The organism is Bacteroides faecium, from assembly GCF_012113595.1.
Lineage (GTDB): Bacteria > Bacteroidota > Bacteroidia > Bacteroidales > Bacteroidaceae > Bacteroides > Bacteroides faecium.
Genome location: NZ_CP050831.1, coordinates 220733 through 240562 on the forward strand (window position 1 = coordinate 220733; position 19830 = coordinate 240562).

General features: G+C 39.2%; 19 protein-coding genes. 9 read left to right on the top strand and 10 right to left on the bottom strand.

Annotated elements, in window-relative coordinates; translation table 11 throughout:
* Window positions 1–13 precede the first annotated feature (13 nt).
* From BacF7301_RS00875 to BacF7301_RS00890, 4 genes are all read left to right on the top strand, one after another.
* On the top strand, window positions 14–868 hold the full coding sequence (locus tag BacF7301_RS00875) for a 23S rRNA (adenine(2030)-N(6))-methyltransferase RlmJ (protein WP_167959554.1): 855 nt from the start codon (window positions 14–16) through the stop codon (window positions 866–868).
* Between the two features lie 263 nt (window positions 869–1131).
* Window positions 1132–1548 carry a DUF3788 domain-containing protein gene (locus tag BacF7301_RS00880; RefSeq protein ID WP_167959555.1) on the top strand — a complete coding sequence of 139 codons (417 nt, stop codon included), beginning with the start codon at window positions 1132–1134 and terminating at the stop codon, window positions 1546–1548.
* Window positions 1549–2679, top strand: a complete 1131-nt coding sequence (locus BacF7301_RS00885; RefSeq protein WP_167959556.1) for a GyrI-like domain-containing protein — start codon at window positions 1549–1551, stop codon at window positions 2677–2679.
* 30 nt (window positions 2680–2709) lie between these two features.
* Window positions 2710–3180, top strand: a complete 471-nt coding sequence (locus tag BacF7301_RS00890) for a GyrI-like domain-containing protein (protein WP_167959557.1) — start codon at window positions 2710–2712, stop codon at window positions 3178–3180.
* A 97-nt stretch (window positions 3181–3277) separates the two neighbouring features.
* On the opposite strand, the gene BacF7301_RS00895 is transcribed toward BacF7301_RS00890, so the two are convergent.
* From BacF7301_RS00895 to BacF7301_RS00905, 3 genes are read right to left on the bottom strand one after another with little or no spacing between them, the layout of a single operon-like run.
* Entirely contained in the window at window positions 3278–4156 is an 879-nt protein-coding gene (locus BacF7301_RS00895) for an MBL fold metallo-hydrolase (RefSeq protein ID WP_167959558.1), read from the bottom strand.
* A 52-nt stretch (window positions 4157–4208) separates the two neighbouring features.
* On the bottom strand, window positions 4209–5774 hold the full coding sequence (locus BacF7301_RS00900) for a DUF3857 domain-containing protein (protein ID WP_167959559.1): 1566 nt from the start codon (window positions 5772–5774) through the stop codon (window positions 4209–4211).
* A gap of 6 nt (window positions 5775–5780) precedes the next feature.
* On the bottom strand, window positions 5781–7736 hold the full coding sequence (locus BacF7301_RS00905; protein WP_167959560.1) for a DUF3857 domain-containing protein: 1956 nt from the start codon (window positions 7734–7736) through the stop codon (window positions 5781–5783).
* A gap of 177 nt (window positions 7737–7913) precedes the next feature.
* Here BacF7301_RS00905 and BacF7301_RS00910 point away from each other — a divergent pair, with 177 nt between their 5' ends.
* Complete coding sequence (locus tag BacF7301_RS00910; protein ID WP_167959561.1) at window positions 7914–8132, top strand: hypothetical protein; 219 nt, start codon at window positions 7914–7916, stop codon at window positions 8130–8132.
* A 27-nt stretch (window positions 8133–8159) separates the two neighbouring features.
* Here the strand turns inward: BacF7301_RS00910 and BacF7301_RS00915 are convergent, their stop codons facing one another.
* The gene (locus BacF7301_RS00915; protein ID WP_256380253.1) at window positions 8160–8402 is read right to left on the bottom strand and encodes a DUF3795 domain-containing protein; all 243 of its coding nucleotides are present in this window, start codon (window positions 8400–8402) and stop codon (window positions 8160–8162) included.
* Window positions 8403–8519: 117 nt separating this feature from the next.
* On the opposite strand from BacF7301_RS00915, the gene BacF7301_RS00920 reads away from it, so the two are divergent.
* Together BacF7301_RS00920 and BacF7301_RS00925 are read left to right on the top strand one after the other, a co-directional pair.
* Window positions 8520–8927 carry a hypothetical protein gene (locus BacF7301_RS00920; RefSeq protein WP_167959562.1) on the top strand — a complete coding sequence of 136 codons (408 nt, stop codon included), beginning with the start codon at window positions 8520–8522 and terminating at the stop codon, window positions 8925–8927.
* Window positions 8928–8971: 44 nt separating this feature from the next.
* Window positions 8972–9379, top strand: a complete 408-nt coding sequence (locus BacF7301_RS00925; RefSeq protein ID WP_167959563.1) for a hypothetical protein — start codon at window positions 8972–8974, stop codon at window positions 9377–9379.
* A 715-nt stretch (window positions 9380–10094) separates the two neighbouring features.
* On the opposite strand, the gene BacF7301_RS00930 is transcribed toward BacF7301_RS00925, so the two are convergent.
* Together BacF7301_RS00930 and BacF7301_RS00935 are read right to left on the bottom strand one after the other, a co-directional pair.
* Window positions 10095–11468 (bottom strand): MATE family efflux transporter, encoded by a 1374-nt coding sequence (locus BacF7301_RS00930; protein ID WP_167959564.1) that lies wholly within the window; start codon window positions 11466–11468, stop codon window positions 10095–10097.
* A 169-nt stretch (window positions 11469–11637) separates the two neighbouring features.
* A complete protein-coding gene (locus tag BacF7301_RS00935) occupies window positions 11638–12372 on the bottom strand; it encodes an alpha/beta fold hydrolase (protein ID WP_167967066.1) in 735 nt (244 codons plus the stop codon).
* Between the two features lie 396 nt (window positions 12373–12768).
* Between BacF7301_RS00935 and BacF7301_RS00940 the strand changes: the two genes are divergently transcribed.
* Entirely contained in the window at window positions 12769–13491 is a 723-nt protein-coding gene (locus BacF7301_RS00940; protein ID WP_167959565.1) for an SDR family NAD(P)-dependent oxidoreductase, read from the top strand.
* A 138-nt stretch (window positions 13492–13629) separates the two neighbouring features.
* On the opposite strand, the gene BacF7301_RS00945 is transcribed toward BacF7301_RS00940, so the two are convergent.
* Entirely contained in the window at window positions 13630–14157 is a 528-nt protein-coding gene (locus tag BacF7301_RS00945) for a GNAT family N-acetyltransferase (protein ID WP_167959566.1), read from the bottom strand.
* Between the two features lie 7 nt (window positions 14158–14164).
* Window positions 14165–14791, bottom strand: a complete 627-nt coding sequence (locus tag BacF7301_RS00950; protein WP_167959567.1) for a CatB-related O-acetyltransferase — start codon at window positions 14789–14791, stop codon at window positions 14165–14167.
* Between the two features lie 485 nt (window positions 14792–15276).
* Between BacF7301_RS00950 and BacF7301_RS00955 the strand changes: the two genes are divergently transcribed.
* Window positions 15277–16410, top strand: a complete 1134-nt coding sequence (locus BacF7301_RS00955; protein ID WP_167967067.1) for an ATP-binding protein — start codon at window positions 15277–15279, stop codon at window positions 16408–16410.
* A 90-nt stretch (window positions 16411–16500) separates the two neighbouring features.
* Here BacF7301_RS00955 and BacF7301_RS00960 read toward each other — a convergent pair whose 3' ends face one another.
* Both BacF7301_RS00960 and BacF7301_RS00965 read right to left on the bottom strand, forming a co-directional pair.
* Window positions 16501–17385 (bottom strand): beta-propeller domain-containing protein, encoded by an 885-nt coding sequence (locus BacF7301_RS00960; RefSeq protein WP_167959568.1) that lies wholly within the window; start codon window positions 17383–17385, stop codon window positions 16501–16503.
* 21 nt (window positions 17386–17406) lie between these two features.
* Window positions 17407–19824, bottom strand: a complete 2418-nt coding sequence (locus tag BacF7301_RS00965; RefSeq protein ID WP_167959569.1) for a cytochrome c biogenesis protein CcsA — start codon at window positions 19822–19824, stop codon at window positions 17407–17409.
* Window positions 19825–19830 lie beyond the last annotated feature (6 nt).

Here is a 19830-nt window from a genome sequence, read left to right on the forward strand (position 1 = left end):
TAAATACACCGATATGTCAACTTACACTCATTTCGCAAAACAGCCTGATGTGCTGAAACATCTGGTACTCTGTGAAGCCCTTCGGAACGAAACGCCACAGGTATATGTAGAAACGAATTCGGCATGCGCCATTTATCAAATGGCACATACACCGGAGCAGCAATATGGCATCTACCATTTCTTAGAAAATGCAAATGAGGATACAGCCCTGAAAAATTCCATTTATCACAAACTGGAAAGTACAGAAATGGCAAAAGGACATTACTTAGGTTCTCCTGCCCTGGCAATGAATGTATTAGGGAATCAAGCACAAAGATTTGTATTCTTTGATTTGGAAAAGAGTGCATTGGATAATGTGGCTTTCTACACAAAACAAATCGGGTTGGATGTATCTGTAGAAGTACACAATACCGATTCTTTGGAAGGAACGATGCAACTATTGCCTTCACTTCCCCGATCATCATTCATCCATATTGATCCTTACGAAATAGATAAGAAAGGCGATTCAGGCTACACTTATCTCGATGTTCTGATAAAAGCGACTCAATTAGGGATGAAGTGTTTATTATGGTATGGATTCATGACTGAAGATAGCAAAGAATCTCTGGACAAATATATCACATCAAGTCTAAAAAAAGAAGGTATCAAGAGCTACACATGTGTAGAACTCACGATGAATTCAATAAGGAAAGACAGTATTTTGTGTAATCCGGGCATTTTAGGAAGCGGTATTCTAGCAACAAACTTATCACAAGAATCTCAAAATATGATTCTTGATTACGGTAACAAGCTAGTCAATATATACAAAAATGCAAAATATAAAGAATACGATGGCAGTTTATCCATTCAACATAATATAAACCTTTAGATAATGATTCATTTAGCAACATCATTTACAGCCATTTATAGCTATATATTTTCTCATACATTTTCATACCTTTGAGAAAAAATACTCATCGCAATGAGAAAATTTTCCCAATGCGATGAGAAAGTTTTCTCATTGCAGTGAGAAAAGGCTCTCATCACAGTGAGAATAAATCTTGCACTAAAGACAGCTATATTGGACAACTATCTGTCGAAAAATCAGTCTATCTTTGTGATGTCAATTATTAAAAACAAATATAGAATGTCATGAAAGAAGCTTTGCAGATTCCTACTCCCGAAACATTGGAAAACCTCATAGGTAAAGATCTCTATAATATATGGTCTTCACTTTGCCAACTTATTGAACAGAAGTACAATATGGAACAATTGTGGAATCATGGCGGAAAAGCCTGGAAGTACGAATATAAATATCGCAGAGGTGGGAAAACGCTTTGCGCCCTATATGCCAGAGAGCAGACTTTCGGTTTCATGGTCATTTTAGGCAAAGACGAACGTGCCAAATTTGAATCACAGCGAGCTCTTTTCTCTAACGAAACGCTGAAGATATATGATGAAGCGACCACTTTTCATGATGGGAAGTGGGTTATGTTCGAGCTGAGAGATACCAGTTTATTCAATGATATGGAGCGCCTTCTATCCATCAAACGAAAACCGAACCGATAAATGATTGAATCTGAAATAAACAAGAAGTATTGCCAAAGTTGCGGGATGCCCTTACGCTTTGATATAGAGAAATATCTGGGTACCAACTCCGACGGTTCGCGAAGTGACGAATATTGCTATTATTGCCTGAAAGACGGAAAATATATCGTCGATATTCCGATGTCGGAGATGATTAATATTTGGATAAAATACACCGACAAGTACAATGAATATGCAGATACCACATATTCACCGGAAGAATTGAGAACTATACTCAACATGCGTTTACCTAAACTGAAACGCTGGAAACAGAAGTTGGAAACCAGCAACATTCACCACCAGAAGATTCAGGATATTATCGTTCATATCAATAATCACTTATTCGATTCTTTGGATACAGATATGCTAAGTGACATGAGCGGACTTTCCAAATATCACTTTAGAAGGGTGTTTCAGACCGTTAGCGGAGAAAATATAGGAAGCTATATACAACGGTTACGACTTGAACATATAGCACATTTATTAGTATCTACTGACTTTACAATCAATCAGATTTTGGAGCAGACAAACTATCAGACAAAGTTTAGTCTTGCCAAAGCTTTCAAGAAACATTTCGAAATAACGACTTCTCAATATAGGGAAAAATACAAGCCGATGCATGACGAACAGCATACGGTTATTGTCCCTGAAATCTGGTCAATTCAGCCAATGAAAATATTCTATATTGAAGTCGGTGAAAAATACAAGGATGAGCTTCGATATAAATTAATATGGAACAGGTTGATAAATTATGCCAGGCAGTATAATGAAAGTAAATCGAATTATAAATTTGTCAGTGTCAGTATGGACGACCCATCCATTACTCCTATGGATAAATGCCGCTTCTATCTCGGAGTAACAATAGATAACATGACACATGACTCTCAACCGGGAATCATGGAAATCCCCGGTGGTCGTTACGCAATATTCAGGCATACCGGAGATTACTCTTTATTGCACAAATTCTACCGGAGAATTTACGAAGAATGGTTTCCGAAAAGCAAGTATCGTCCTCAAAGTCCCTTTAGCTTTGAGATGTATATGAATCATCCTGATTCCACTCTCAAAACGGAATTAATTACTGATATTTATATTCCGGTCGTAAAGAAATAATAAATTATCAACACTCTAAAACAATCTATTATGGGAAAGATTTCAGAAATCATGCTATTGAAACAACCGGAACAATTCGCTTTGGCAGTTGAAGTACGGACAGATATGAACGGAATGTCGAAAGCTATTGGGGGAAATTTCGTAAGGATAGACTCTTTATTTAAAGAACAGAGAGAAGTCACAACAGATATTCCCTACGTTGAATATCCTGACTTTGAAAGTTTGACTGAACAGAATATCAGAATGATTATCGGCCTTAAATCACCCAAAGAATTACAAGGTAAAGAGGATATACAATCTATAATAATACCGGAAAGAAAAATAGTTTCCTGTCTGCATAGAGGAACTTATGCCGAGTTGGCTACCCTGTACAATGAAATGATGGAATGGATAAAGTCCAATGGATACAAGGCTTCGGGAACATCTATAGAGTATTATTATACCGGTCCTGATGCACCCGAAGAAGAACAAGTGACAAGAGTAGAAATGCCATTGTTGTAGATATTCCCTTAATACTTCCTTCGACAATGAAGCGGAGACTATTTCTTCATAGTCTCCGCCCTCATTTTTTTCGGCATTTTCTCTATTGCATATCTATTCAGATACTCTCCCAAAGAAGTTTATTCTCCTGGCAGTAGAACGTCAATTTACCACCATCCTTCAACCAGGAAAGATAGGAACGGACTGTACTTCCCACCAATACATATTGCTCGATAGTCATTGTCAGATTATATTTCTCAAAAACCTTTTGAAGAATACTATCACCGTCCAGCGGCTTTTTACAAATATCCAGTAATCCGTCAGCTATCTCGTACACTTTAGCCCGGTTGAGGGCAACAAGTCCTCTAATATCCGAAGTAACTTCCGCATGCGCCGGAACAAACATAGCCGCTTGCATATTTTCCACCTTATCCAATGTGTCGAGATATCGGGCAACATCATAAATAAACGAAACCTGATACTTCTCCAATGTAGTTTGGCTACTAATGCAATCAGCTAGAAAAACCGTATTGTCGGGAGTACGTAACCCTATCATATCAAAAAAATGTCCCGGAAGAGGTATAACTTCCAGTTCTTCAGGAAAATCATTATCCGTTAATTCCACTGCCTTACTTTCTTTAGCAAGCAAGAACTTACTTCTTAACTCTTTACACGGATAACCGCCATATAGGAAAGAAGGCTCTAAGACAGGATAATTAGTAAATGCAGTTTCAATGCCGTTCGTAAAAATCGGACAACCCGTCTGTTGTTGCAGATAATGATTGCCGCCGATATGGTCAGCATTAGAGTGCGTGTTAATGATAGCTTTGATTTCCCAGTTGTTTTGAGCTGCAAGTTTCAAAACTTTCTTACCTGCTTCTTTATCATTACCACTATCTATCAAGTATATATCTTTATCATTTTGTTTATATACTCCTATTTTCGCAGGACAATTTATATAATAGCTCTGCTTTCCGATTTGCTCCAGTTCATACATAAATAAACAGGTATAAATGTTTAACCTACATTTTTTATTTCATTCCATAATACTACTTTGCAACTTGAAAGAGTACAGTGCTTTTATCAGCATCCATCCATTCCGACATCAAGCGATAGTATGCCGGATATTCTGCCGGAGTTATCAATTGCTTTTTCAGTTTCAAGGTACGGACAATTTCTATTTCATCTGCCGTTCTTTTCACTGTAACTTCTATGCTACCGACAGGATTTTCAATCTTTTTATCAGTCGGTAACACTACCGGTTTCATCCCATCGGTAACTTTCACAATACAAGTATAAGTTTCATCGGGCAAGTATCGCAATAGCAGATTAACCGGACGAGTTGTATTCATAGTTGTTGAACGTCCTTCATAAGCAGCCCAGCCGCTCCGCGCCTGGGGCAGTTCGAATCTCCGGTAACCTGCTTCCAAAGCTTTTCCGGTTTTTGCAGTCACCCGCAATGTGTCGGTTTGCGAAATAATATGAGAAACCGTTTTTAAAGCTATTGGTTGAGCGTCCATATTGACAACTGAAACAAAATCCTGCATATCAGCAATTGCATTATCAGTAACAAACAGTTTGCTGACAGCAGCAAGTCCCGCTGCATCCTTATTCACTGTTTTAGGAAAAACAACCTTTATTTCAGTCTGAATATCGCTTGCTTGCTGCAAAGCAGCCAACAAAGCCGCTTTCTCCGCTTCCGTCCCATAAGCCGAGCGAATCACTTCGGCTGCCGGACGCAAACGGTATCCGGTTTGCGACAATGACAAACGGCAGTTTCCTAATCCTTGTACGTAAGCAGTGAGTTGTTTCGTTTTTTGCTCCGGGCTTTGTGCGTTGGCAGTCAGTTTCTTTGCCAATTCTGAAACTTCCCTTCCGTTACTCTCGAATTGTTGTTTAATCACCTTCAAGGCATGGCCTTTTGAAGCATAAGTAGAAGCTACAATAGCCTGCACATTGCCTGCCGGCAAAGAAACGTCAAGCATATAAGGACGTGGTTGCACATTCTTCAATGTCCAGGTCACTGTTTTTACACCACCCGCAGTTTTCACTGCCGGAGCAGTCTTTCCATTCAATAATTCGTAATGCAAAGACTTACTTTCGGGCACTGACAATGAAAGTACATATTCTTTGATTGGAGAAAGTTCTTCCACCTGTTCGCACACGTCCAGTTCGGGTAGATAGCCCGGGCGGGTAATAACAGAGTAATCCAGATAAATAGTAGCTCCCAACTCCAATCCGGTATGGACTACGACCATTTCTTTCAAACCATTATATGCCGGAGCATCGGCTGCCGCAGAAGGAAGTACTTCCACAAAAGCATTTTCGGGTGTCTTTACAATATTGCCGTCTTTCTGACGGGTGTAAGATTCGTGAATCTTCAATTCCTGAAACTCCGGATTATAAATAATAAAACTTTCACCATACAGACGATTCATTGCTGCATGAGTAAATAGTGTCAGTTCCTTTTGTACACGCATCTCCTGGCTACCATCAGCATGCAAAATGTAAGTTTTGTGCAATTTCCCAAATTCGGCTTCGGATGCCGCTTTCACCGGAGCTACTGTAAGCAGCAGTACTACCAGTGTAATTATATAATAATGTATATTTTTCATTCTGCTCTACTTTTTAATCACTAAATATTCACCATATGCCTTATGGGCATTCACTGCATTGCGGAAACTATCCCAGTCGGAAGCCTCATAGACACGTTTCTTCAAGGCTAGTTTGTTGTGAAGCAACACTTTGTTTCCTTGCTGTGCCAATGAACCTTCAAAATCGGCTCCCGTACCTTGCATTGTTTCATTCTTGTCGGCATTCGCCAGTTTGTATCCTGCCGGAAGCTGAATCGTTTCATCCAGTTCGACCAGACGCGAGCATCCATCTTTGAAACCATACTTACGTTCTTTCAGCGAAGTGTCAATTCGCAAGTAAGAACGTACCTGATTATAAAGGTTATTCATCACCAACGGACGGAAGAACATCTCCTTCTCGCCTTTCAATGCATAACCAGGTATTTCGTAACGGAAAGTGATTTTTATAGGTGCTGCCTGATAGTCTTTAGGATTCTTACCGTAGTCTACACTCAACAATTTGGCTTTTGGAGATATGGCTAAGAGCTGTCTTTCCATCGTATTTTTCCATTCGCTCTGAAATCCGGTAGTAAAGATGCGGCGAATATTGCTGTCGCTCTGCCCTTCGGCGGTAAGAGTGAAAGTACCACGCAGAGTACCGTCCACATCCAAACGGTTATCGGCTTTGATACGCATATAATGATTTTCGGGAGCTGAAAGCGGAGTGATGCACAAATCAGAACCTTCGGGCACACCCGGCAGATAGTTCTGCTGCTGTTCGGCACTGCTCCACAATTCGCGACAGAAAGGAACCCAGGTAGGGTCGAGTGGCATATACGTTCCGTTATTTAGTTTCACTACTGCCACACAGTGATTAAAATGGTCGGCAGGAATACTCTCCACACGGCTGCCCGCCATTGTCATAGCCGGATAGGCTTCGAAACCTGCCATACGCAAGAAGGAAATCAGTGTGCCTGCTATGTCTTTACAGACCCCGCAACGGTCGGTATAATTCATTTTAGTATTGTGAAGTGTGAACCCCTCTCCTTTTCCCATGGATATGCCGGAATAACGGATATTATCGGCCACCCAATGAGTCAGCACGGCAATCTTTTCCATCTCGGTTTTCTTGCCTTTTATCAGTTCGTCCACTTTTTTCTGTGCTTCGGGCAGTGGGGCAAAACTGCCATAGTCTTCGTTCACTTTATTGAACCACAAGGACTTGTCTTTCCATTGGGGAGTAGAAGACATCATCAGTTTGGGAGCCGCATCAAAAAAGTCTACCATATTCGGTTCTCTGACGAAAGGCATCACATTATCCATTGTAAAAGTGTACACCTTACTATTGTCTTCATAACGCATGGATGAAGCACATTCGCCCTGATAGAACTGGAATTGCAATTCTTTTTCCATAGGGACAGCCACTTTATAAACTTTACGCACGGTGGGGACACTACTCCAAAAAGGAACAATATCATAGAATTGTCCGCGCATAGGCGGGATAAAACGTGAATCATCTTCATCTCCGGCTCCGAGCAACGCATAAGTAAAACCTTTCTTAGCTATCTCATAATCCACGATATCACCGGGGTGTAAAGCACCGATTTCGAGCATAATCTGTCTCGCTCCCCAATAAATAGCCCGGGCAGGAGCGGCATAATCACAGGTTTTCTTTACATCAAGTTCATCCACCTGCCCATTGGCACGGTAAACGGTCGCACGTTTGAATTCAGCATAAGCGGTCAGAGGGTCATAATCGTATTTAATTACCCGGTTAGCTACTGCCCCTTTCGGAGTTTGCACTTTAATCACTTTGCACACAGCAAACGAGCCTTGTCCGGTAGGCTGGACAGATACCAGCGTGCTATCCAGTAATGTCACGCAATCGGATGTTTCATAAGTCTTTCCCTTCGCAGTATTTTCATAAGGTTTCCAGCTTTGAGCGAATGCCGTAGCCGAAGTAAGAAGGAAACAAGCTAATGTAATTGATAGTTGTTTTCTCATGTTTTTTACTTACATTTTATTTATAAGAACAAATGTAAGTAAAATCTTTGAGTATGCGAAGTTTATCTCCTATATTACTTGTTTCGTCATGAGTAATCAGGGCGTTCGTCGAATAATTCTATGGCTGAGGCTATTTTGACTTACCTTTGCGTTCAGAACAAAAATAAAATAGCAACCATGGAAGAGCAAATACTTATTTTCCGCACTTCAGTAAAAAATGTACGAGATATAAAACATATCTCGGCGCTTTTCACCCTGTGTCCGCAAATCTACAAATGGAATGTAGACCTTGAGAACTGGGAGAAAATATTAAGAATAGAATGTCAGGGAATTACCTCGACTGAAATATTAAAAGCATTACGCGCAATCAACATTTATGCACAGGAATTGGAGTGAAGCAAAGAAAGAGAGACTATCCGCGACTTAATAACGAGGCAAGTCTCTTACTTCTTCATAATATTTCTCTATTCCTATCTCTTGCATCCGCTTATTGATTGCAACAAATCTTTTGTATAGATGCTCGTCAAAGCCTGTATTTTCACAAGGAAACCGGCTGCACTGGAAACAATAATCCACCTGGTTTTCTTCGCTGCACACACGGACATTGCAGGTTTTGAACAACTTGCATTTTTCCTTTCTGCAAACTATGATTCTGAATCCAATCACATCAATTTACATTAAGTTCACTTCAAATATGTAATAAAATTAATATTTTGCATAATAGATTGTTCTTTATAACTTGTAATATTGCATCAATTATTACTAATCTAAAAAAAATAGAAGATGAATCACTTATTAGGTCAAGGGTACGCAATGATCGCCCATACAGGAGATACGCTAGTGAATGTAGGAACTACAATTTGTGGACTTGTTTTAGCATTTACAAATACTTCGAATGAAGTTGCCTGTTATCATTTACCCTATATGGATTGCAGCAGGGTGCATTTAGGCAAGTTAATGGATATTGTAGGGCGGATTGGTCCCGTTTCGAGAATCATCGTTATTTCTAATGACTTTTTTAATGAGGAAGATAAAATTTGTTGTACTGCAGCAGTCAGACAAATAAAAGAGCTTTTTAGAGTCAAAACAGACTATTATATTCAACCAGAAGTGCTAGTAGGAGACATTTATGTTCGCTTAAAACAGGAAGACATTGATATCTTAGGAACTTTACGAGAGGTGTCCTACTAATTGATAATAATGTACCAGTTATTACTTATCTAAAAAAATAGAAGATGAATCACTTATTAGGTCAAGGGCATACAATGATCGCTCATACAGGAGACACGTTGGTGAATGCAGGAACTACAATTTGCGGACTTGTTTTAGCATTTACAAATACTTCGAATGAAGTTGCCTGTTATCATTTACCCTATATGGATTGCAGCAGAGTACATTTAAGTAAGTTAATGGATATTGTGGGACGGATTGGTCCCATTTCAAGAATCATCATTATTTCCAATGATTTTCTTAATGAAGAAGATAGAATTCGTTGCACTATGGCAGTCAGGCAAATAAAAGAACTTTTTGGAGTCCAAACAAACTATTATATTCAATCAGAGGTTCTAGTGGGAAGTATTTATGTTCGTTTAATACATAGAGATATTGACATTTTGGGGACTCTGAGAGAAGTATCTTACTAACTTGTATAAAATACATATTAGACTCTATCACATTAGTGTCCACTAAAAAAAGCTCAATAGTTCTTTGAAAAATAGTTAGTTGCAGAGATTTTCAAAGAGAACGAATTGGGGTACTTCTTCTAATTAAAGGACAAAAAGTCTTTAGCATGAATGTGCTATTTTTAAGATTATGTTGAGAAACAATTGCTCTAAAAGAAACAAGTTAGAGTAAAAACCGCATATATTAGTGTAATATTATGCACAAATACAAACTAATATTGTATAATTTCATATATAATATGCAGTTTTTCCAGCAATTTAATCTTCATTCCCCCTAAACCATCAAGGCGTTCCTCGGTGTGCATCGATAAGTTCCTCACCGAGGAACCTGTCCTTCCTCGGTGAGGAAGATACAGAAGAGTTATTTCAGAGCATTCTAGACTACTTTTTTCTCTATTTCATCATAAAGCCGAAGGAGATATAAAATGACTGAATGATTGATTATTTACCACAAAAACGTTCAGCATGACAATCAAAACAAATATATTATTGCAATTTCATCATATATTTATCCAAATTCTCTCAAAAGAAAAAAGAGTATTAGTAAATGCCGGAGTTTTTCTATTCTTTTCCATCAGTCCATTGGTTATATTGATTTCCTGGCAGTTTAAATATTCCGTTTTTAAGAAAGGTCGTTTTTTCAGTAAATAACAGTTCTTTCGAATCTTATCCGGTATTAATTTGCACGTTGAGTATTCCTTTGAATTTTTCTTAGAATCTTGGGGAACTGCCAAAAGAATAACAGAGTACAGCATATTGCTGCTGTCGCATCGGATATAGCCTCAGCCGCATATACACCTGTCACTCCCATGAAATGCGGTAATATCAATGCTAGTGGAATCAATAGAATTGCCTTACGCAACAAAGCAATAAAAATAGAAATCCGAGCCTGTCCCAATGCTACAAACATATTCTGGCAGGCACGCTGTAATCCGAAAATAGTCATGCCACCCAAGAATACAGGCATCGTCCAACGAACAGTCTCAATCAACCTTTCATCACTTGTAAAAGCGGAAGCTACCGTTGAAGGGAACAGAATCATGAAAAGCATTAATATCAAGTTGAAAGAGAACATGGTTATCAATACAATACGGAAACAGTCTTTTACACGCTGTTTGTCACCATGTCCATAGTTATAGCTTATTATCGGTACAAATCCTTGCGCGAATCCCGTCAATGGTACACTGGCAAACTGCATCGCACTTTGCAGAATTGTCAATGCACTAATGTAGATGTCGCCGAATTCTTTCAAGCTACTATTAAGTACAAAACCAACTAAACTCTCCGTACTAGCCATTATGAATGGAGATACTCCTAAAGCCAATATAGCAAGTATTATTTTCCTGTCCAATTTCATATAACGCTTTTCCAAAGGCAAAGAGGCACGTTTGGAAAAAAGGAAAGTCAGTACCCACGCAGCACTGCAAGCCTGTGAAAGCACCGTAGCCAGAGCCGCTCCTTTCACCCCCATATCAAACCAGAAGATGAAAATAGGGTCAAGAATTATATTCAGTAAAGCACCGATTAGAACCGAAAACATAGCAATGGCAGGACGCCCCTGTGCATTAATAAAGCTGTTCAATCCTGTTGATATTTCTACAAATATAGTCCCCAACAGATAAATGGAAAGATAATCCACTGCATATTCCAATGTATTTTCCGAAGCTCCCGTGAAAAGGAGAATGGGTTCCATAAATGTATATGCGATGAAAGAAGTAAGCAGGGTGAATATTATTAAAAGGACAAAACCATTTCCCAATATTTTGCCGGCACGCAAACGGTCCCCTTGTCCGAGTGCGATGGCAGCTAATGGTGCACCGCCACCGCCTACAATTGCTGAAAAAGAAGATATCAGAATAATGAGAGAAGTAGTTACTCCTACACCAGCCAATGCATCGGTTCCGATGCCCGGAATATGTCCGATATATACACGGTCGACAATACTATATAGCAAATTAACGAACTGCGCAGCTACTGCTGGAAGTGCCATCTTAAAAACAAGCGGCAACATACGTTCTGTTCCCAGCCGTTCCTCGTATTTATTTATCATTCCAAACTTCTTTTTCTAAAATCGGCTGCAAAGTTACAAGAAAAACAGGCTTTCCGGTTGAAGACAGGCAGATAAAAGTTGGATACCATCAAGTATTTTCCAATGAATACCTTTTTGAAATACTAGTTTTATTGTTTAAACATAAGCAGATATTATTGTTTTATTCTAGCTATTTCCTTGTCAGGAATTCATAGACATGCCAATTGATAAGGTTATGTTGTTCTTCCGTTCCATTCTCTCCCATATTACTATGCGTAACTCCATCTAGTTTGATAATTTTCACATGGAATTGTTGCTGTTCTTGTTCGGTGGGCAGCACTCCCGCATCCGCATCATAATCACAACCTCTTAATGTATATAATTGAGGTTTTTGTGTTCTTGGCATAATCATTCTACGATGGTCCATTGATATAGCTTTACTTATCAATTGTGGATATTTACTTGCAAACAACATTGTCATGTCCCCACCGTTAGAATGTCCTATTAATACAAGGTCATCCCAATTTAATTGTGGTTTTAGCTTTTTAAATTCCTGAATCGTAAATAGTATATTATCAGTACCCCGTTCCCAATTCGGCATACGAGTTTGCATAAAATCACCTTCCATTGCCAAAAGAGGGTCATCAGGCAACTCATGTTGTACACTAATCACATAAAAACCTTTTTCTGCAAGAAAACGTGTCAGATAGGAATAAGATTGATTGGACTTACTGTTTTTATTCCCGTCATAACCGTGACTGAATATAATAACTTTTGTTTTTGAATTTACTTTCTGCGGCTGATAAACAGCTATCGGTATAACTCTACTTCTTTCAGCATCAAACAGACAGGTAGTAAACTCTGTTTGTGAAAATCCTTGTAACGATATTATCAATGAAATCAACAAAATAATTATTCTATTCATATTATAGCCGAATATACTTTTATCCATTACGATAAAACTTTTAGATTCATACATTTTTTAGAGTTACAAAGTTACATATAATAAGCAAAAATCAATTCAAACATTTTCTCATTCAACAATATATTCCTACTTTTGCACATGAAATTACAACTGATGAAACAGTCTGAATGCATGTATTACCTTAGTTTCCCTATATTTCAACGTATTTATAAGGAAAAGGCTAAAATCAAAAAGATTAGTCCTGTCTACTGTGACTGTTACGAAGATATCAAACAGAATGTGCAAAAACAAATAATAAGCAAGAAGCCTTGGAATATTCCGAGGCTTCTTTTTTTATCCTCATATCGTCACTCTATTTCTTATATCATAATTAATAAACTCATTTAAATTCAGGTCATGGAAAAGCAAAAAGGATTAGCTATTATTACAGGAGCAAGTCAAGGTATCGGTGCTGTTATTGCAGCGGGGTTAGCAACTGATGGCTATCGGGTTGTATTAGTAGCCCGAAACAAACAGAACTTAGAGAAGATACATGATGAAATCATGCAACCGGACAGGAATATACAAGAACCTGTCGTATTGCCGCTAGACATTACAGATTGCACGAAAGTTGATACCGAAATTAAACGTATCAATCAAAAATACGGTGCCATTGATATATTGGTAAATGCAGCAGCAATGTTCATGGATGGTTCTTTAAGTGAACCCGTTGATAACTTTAGGAAGATTATGGAAATTAATGTAATCGCCCAATATGGAATACTGAAAACTGTGACAGAGATAATGAAAGTACAGAAAAGCGGATATATATTTAATATCGCATCCCGTGCAGCAAAATACGGTTTCGCTGATGGTGGTATTTACGGTTCTACAAAATTTGCTTTCCTCGGATTGGCTGAATCTTTATATCGTGAATTACCCCCATTAGGAATACGGGTCACTACCCTTTGTCCCGGATGGGTCAATACCGATATGGCGAAAAAGGCAGGAACTCCTTTTAAAGATGAAGAAATGGTGCAACCCAGTGATTTGTTAAATTCCATCCGGTACTTATTAAGCCTATCGGAAAATGTATGTGTCAAAGATATTGTTTTTGAAATGAAGAAAAGTATTATTTAATTTGCCAGAGAAGAAATCTATGGAAGCTCCGGCAGCATCTATATTCTATAGATAACATTGGAGCTTCTACTCTATTATATCATCAAAGGTTTTATCAAAAAAGAAATAGACCTATATGTCAATTCCACTAAAGAGGATTCAGACCATCTTTTCATATAGTTTGAACCAATTCAACCCGTAATGTCCCAATCCTAAATCTACCGTATCAACATACTCAAATCCGCATTTCTCATATAATGAGATAGCAGGTAGATTCTTCTCATAGACATCCAGCCGAATAGATTTCATGTCCGTACTTCGAGCCAAGTCCAATGAATACTCCATTAACGCACGCCCAACACCTTTCTGCAAGTAAGAAGGGTGCACAACAAAAGTACGTACCACAAAGATGTGGCTATAATCTACATCTATTTTCCATTTGATGTTCTCATAAGCCTCTTCCGGCTGATGATTCAGAATGACCGATCCCGCAATTTTGCCATCACATCTTGCTACAAAAAGGCTGTTATCATTCACACCGGCAACTGCATCTTCGCGAACCGGATAGATTCCTTTTATCCATCCGGGGTAGTTAACCGTAGTTGCCAAGTAATCGTTCAACTCGTCATATAGCCTTTCCAATTCATCTATATCAGCAGAGGTTCCAAGTTCTATTATTAAATTCATATATTGTTTATTTTTGCATTAATTCTTCAATCTTCCCACCCATTATATAAGGTAAACATTCGGATATCTTTTCAAAACTCCAATCCCACCATTGCAATTCCTGCAATAAAGCAATTGTATTTGTATCAAAACGCTTCCGAATCTCTTTGGCGGGCGTTCCGCCCACTATCGTATAAGGGGGAACATCTTTCGTTACCACTGCCCTTGATGCAATAATTGCTCCATTCCCAATATGTACTCCCGCCATAATAACAGCCTCATAACCTATCCAAACATCATTACCAATCACTATATCGCCTTTATTGTCCCAAGCTGAGACAACCTCTTTTTTATCTAAATTCCATTCTTCAAAGAAGATAGGAAATGTATAGTTGGATAAAGAGCTCAATGTATGGTTTGCACTGTTGAAAAGGAATTTAGCCCCACAAGCAATGGAACAGAATTTTCCTATTATCAACCGGTCTTTGTTGATTGGATAATGATATAAAACATTGTTCTTCTCAAAAAGAACCGGGTCATTCACGAAATCGTTGTATATCGTATAATCACCTACAATAATAGCAGGGTTCTTTATTACTGTATTCAGATAGATAGTCTGAAAATCATTGGTACGGGGATATATTTTCGTATTCATTGTGTAATAGCTTCTTTAATAGGATTTCCAAAATAGAATAATGAAATAACTTGTGACTTATGTGAAGTCACAAAGAGTTGGGACAACAGACTTTTACTTTTCTATTGTTCACAATCCATATGGGCGAAGCTATTTACAGAGTTGCCGTTTCATTACATTCAAAGAATAAGGTTTATAACTCAGAACAAATGTACGTGATAATTCTTAGAATACACAATCACAAGAATATAAAAATCATCATGGTTATTCAGGATAGCCTAAATATGTACCCCATACTGATATTTCACCTCAGCCATCACAAAAAAACAGACTATCAATCGTCCCTATACGCTGTTTATTACTCAACAAAACAGGTAAAAGGAGAAAGGTTAAAATAAAATCTACCCGCTACCTTCTATTAAATTCGTCATTCTATTGACGAATTTAATAGAAAAATCGTCAGTATGGAGATTCTTTTTACTACCTTTGCTGCAAAACAAGTAGATATGGAGACAATCAAACGAATTCTACAGGATAAAATATCGGAGCGAATAGAATCAGGTAAAGTAATTCTGCTCTTTGGCGCAAGACGAGTTGGTAAAACCGTTCTTATGCGCGAATTAATTAAAACATTCAAAGGCAAAACAATGCTGCTCAACGGAGAGGACTATGATACAATCTCTTTGCTGGGTGAACGTAGTATATCCAACTATAAACATCTACTTGAAGGTATAGATTTACTTGCTATTGATGAGGCTCAGAACATTCCGGATATTGGTTCTAAGTTGAAATTGATTGTAGATGAGATTGACGGGATAAGGGTAATTGCCAGTGGCTCATCGTCATTCGATCTGCTCAACAAAGCAGGCGAGCCATTAGTGGGACGTTCAACGCAGTTCCATTTGAATCCTTTTTCGCAGAAAGAAATAGATCAAATAGAAAATGCCCTGGAAACAAAGCGCAATTTAGAATCCCGCCTCATATATGGTTCTTATCCTGAAGTAGTAACATTGGAAAGTTTTGAACGCAAAACAGATTATCTCCGGGATATTGTTGGTGCTTATCTATTGAAAGATATTCTGGCAATTGACGGCTTGAAGAATTCCGGTAAAATGAGAGAACTTCTGCGATTAATCGCCTTTCAAATGGGAAGCGAGGTTTCGTATGATGAACTTGGACGACAATTAGGCATGAGTAAGAATACGGTTGAGAAATACCTGGACCTACTGTCGAAAGTTTTTGTTATTTACCGCTTGGGAGCCTATTCGCGGAATCTAAGGAAAGAAGTGGTAAAAGCAGGAAAGTGGTATTTCTATGATAATGGAATTCGAAATGCCATCATTGGCAATTTTAATCCGTTAGCTGTCCGTCAGGATGTTGGAGCTTTATGGGAGAATTATCTGATTAGCGAGCGAATCAAGATGCGTTATAACCGAACTCAAGCAAAAGAGTTCTACTTCTGGCGTACTTACGACAATCAAGAAATTGATTTGATTGAAGAGTCATCGGAAAAGCTTTCGGCATTTGAATTTAAATGGGGAGATAAGAAACCTTCTGCACCAGCCGCTTTCACAACCGCATATTCGGATGCTTCATTTGAAGTAATAAACAGAAATAATTATTTGGACTTTATTTTATAGGTAGACTTTAAGCGAATCCGCTTAAAGTCTACGTTCATTATCGTATCAAGGAGAACATCTTTCTTTACCACTGCTCGCGTTGCAATAATTCTATCTTCTGATTGGACAAACTGAAGAAATCATACCGAATTTAACTCTATCATTCAGTTGCCATACCACTTTACCGTTTGAATCAATCTCTACCAATTGGGGATGTTTACCCTTATCGGCTTCACGGTCGTGCCCTTGCCAGTTGCAAATATAAAGTCCGCCTTTTTTCAAGGGGAAGAGTTGAGCTACAAAAAATAGTTGCACCCCGTCTATATCATTGGCATTTACCTGACGGATAATCTTGTTCGAGGTAGCATCCAGTTGCACGAAACAGTGAGCATCCCCACAAGCTACCAAATAGTCGCCATTCTTCAGGAAAGCAGTGGAGAAAGGAGTACCGGAGAGTTTTACAGTATTCTGCAGTTTACCGTCAGATGCAATTTCGCGCACTTCAGAAGTAGCAAATAAAGGAACGAGATAATTTCCCTCTTTGTTCTTATTTATTTGACGGAACTGTGCATGGGGACGTTCGATACCTGTTTCAAATTCGGTTTTCGAAAGAATTTCCCCTTTTGGATTTACTTCTAAAATGGTAGACGGATGACCACACCAGGCTATTAACGCATTACCGTCAGGCAATATACGTGCAGTCTGCATTTCACAACCCGAAGGAGCGGCAATGTTCCAAAGTTCCTGTCCGTCACGGGTTATCATTTTTGCTCCTTTGGAGTAGGAAAAGAGGATTTCTCCTGTTTTTGTAGCTGCTACCGAGTTACATTCCCATCCTTTTTCCAAAGGATACTCCCATACTATTTCTTTTGTTTCTTTATTTATAATAGCAATTTTGTTCCAACCGGAGCCACCCAACAACAAATGTTTGGGTGACTTACTCTGAACAATCGGTGACAGACACAATAGAGTAAATAATAATATGAGATTCTTCATAGTATACATCATTACGTTCGATTAATTATTCTGTTTTTGTTTTCCCATGAAAGATAGAATTCCAAGCAATACCACCAGAAATACCGATGCTAAAAGATAGATAAATATGCCGCCTACATGGTCGTTTTGACCATAAGAATGCATACCGCTCAAGAAATAATTCACTCCGAAGAATGTCATCAGCACGCTATAGAAAGCAATCACTGAAGAGAGATTGAACAGCCACAACTTGTTTCTGAACGGCATCAAGTGAAGATGGGTGACAATAGCGTAAGCGACCATTGTAATCAGTGCCCAAGTCTCTTTCGGGTCCCATCCCCAATAACGTCCCCATGATTCATTTGCCCAAATAGCTCCAAGAAATGTTCCTATCGTCATCAAGGCAAGCCCAATCAGGAGAGAGATTTCGTTTATGATGCTTAATTCTTTTATTCGCTGTATCAATACCGACTTTTTAAGACTCATCATCACCAGATTGACTAATCCAAGCAGGCAACTGATACCAAAGAATCCGTACGCACCCACAATAACGGCTACATGAAACATAAGCCACGGTGATTTCAGAACAGGAACGAGCGGATTGATTTGCGGGTCCATCCAGTTCAGTCCCGAAACAAATAGGATAGTCCCACCGAACAGTGTAGCCAGGGCAAAGGTCAGCAGACTACGCCGGGCAAACAATAATCCTGCGAAAACCGTAGCCCAGGATACATACACCATTGTTTCATATGAATTGCTCCACGGAGCATACCCTGCGATATACCAACGCATTCCCATTCCGTACATATGGAAAAAGAAAACGGCTAGAATAGCGACACAAAGCACCCAACCCGACAAACGTATCCAACGGACACGCTTGAATAAAGAAGCAAAAGCAGATACCAGCAACAAGCCGCCAAAAATCAAATATCCTTTCTTACACTGGCTGAATATATCCAAACGGTTATACTTTATCTCTGCTTCCATCTTTTCGGGAGTAACACCTTCTATCTTATTCTTTGCCTGTTGATAAGTAGAAATCATGCCTACTATTTCATCCGGTTTTGTCCAGTCGCCACTCTGAAAAGAAGTTTGTACTTCCTCGACATACCAGGTCAGGATACGGGAGACGAACATCGAATCTTTCCCCGAAAACGCAGACAAGTCATCGCCCGGCGCATACCATGTATGTTGCGGGTCGTCTTCTTTCGGAAAGAGATTTAATAACTGCCAGTCGAGTAACTGATGAAAGATATTGATTTGTTCATCAAACTTTATCAGTTCTTTATCAAAACGAGTTCGCGCGGCAGACATCCTGCCATAGGCTTCTTCAAGCTTTTCCTGCAATTTATAGTTCCCATCGGCATCAAATACATCCATATAGGCGCATTGCCCGGAGGGAAGATGATAGAAATCGCTCAATTCTTTTCCGGGAACGGCAATAAAAGGTACTTGCGCCCAAAGCTCCGGCATTACCAGGACACTAATCAGAAACTGGTCGGAATTTAAAGAACCGAATGTATCTGATTTATGTAATTTCCGTAAGACTTCGGACGAGAAAGTGTTGACGGGAAGTACACGTCCTCTTCCCGACTGAAGGGGCAATGCGCCGAAGCAGGCGGCATGTCCGGCATTTATGACGTTCTTCAAGACTACTTCTGTCGCTTGCGTCGAAGTATTGTTGGCATAAACTGATAAAGAAGAAAGTACTGACAATATCAGGAGAACAGAACAACGTAATTCCTTCAGTCTGCGACCGAGCTGCATAAACCGCGAACGCTTATCCACAAAGCATAAAACCAAGCCAAGCAACAGAACAGCGTATCCGGTATAAGTGATGGTACGTCCTGCCACATCACGGTTGACAGAGAGCACCGTGCCCTGTTCATCCTGGTCATAAGAAGCCTGAAAGAAACGATAACCTTTCACATCCAGCACGTTATTCATATAAACCCGCTCAGAAATGACCTCTTCCCCCATATGTACCAACAACTCGCTTTCATAGGCCGACGGACTGGACGAACCGGGATAGCGGGTCAGTGTAAAATTCATCAGTTCTATACTAAAAGGAAGCGTATGGTAAGTCACTCCATCGGCATGACGGACGGCAAAGCGGTTGCTCGTCTCTCCCTCACGCAAATGCAGAATACCTTCTTCACCGTAAAGGTGGGAAACCAATGCTCCCAACAGGATGATAATGAAAGCACCATGAGTCACCAACATTCCCCATTTTCGCATTTTCAGCGAATGTTGCCGGATGGCGACAGCCAGCCAATTGAGCACCAACAGAAATTGAAGAAGGAAAAACAAAGGAGAACAGTATACCATCGACCTGGCTACCTCACTTCCTTGATACTTTTCAATAAAAGTGGCGGCTGCCAGACCTGTACCATAAACAAGCAACAATACAATCGTAGTTGTTGAGGATGAAATCAGCCTTTTCAGATTTGTTTTTCCCATTCAGAT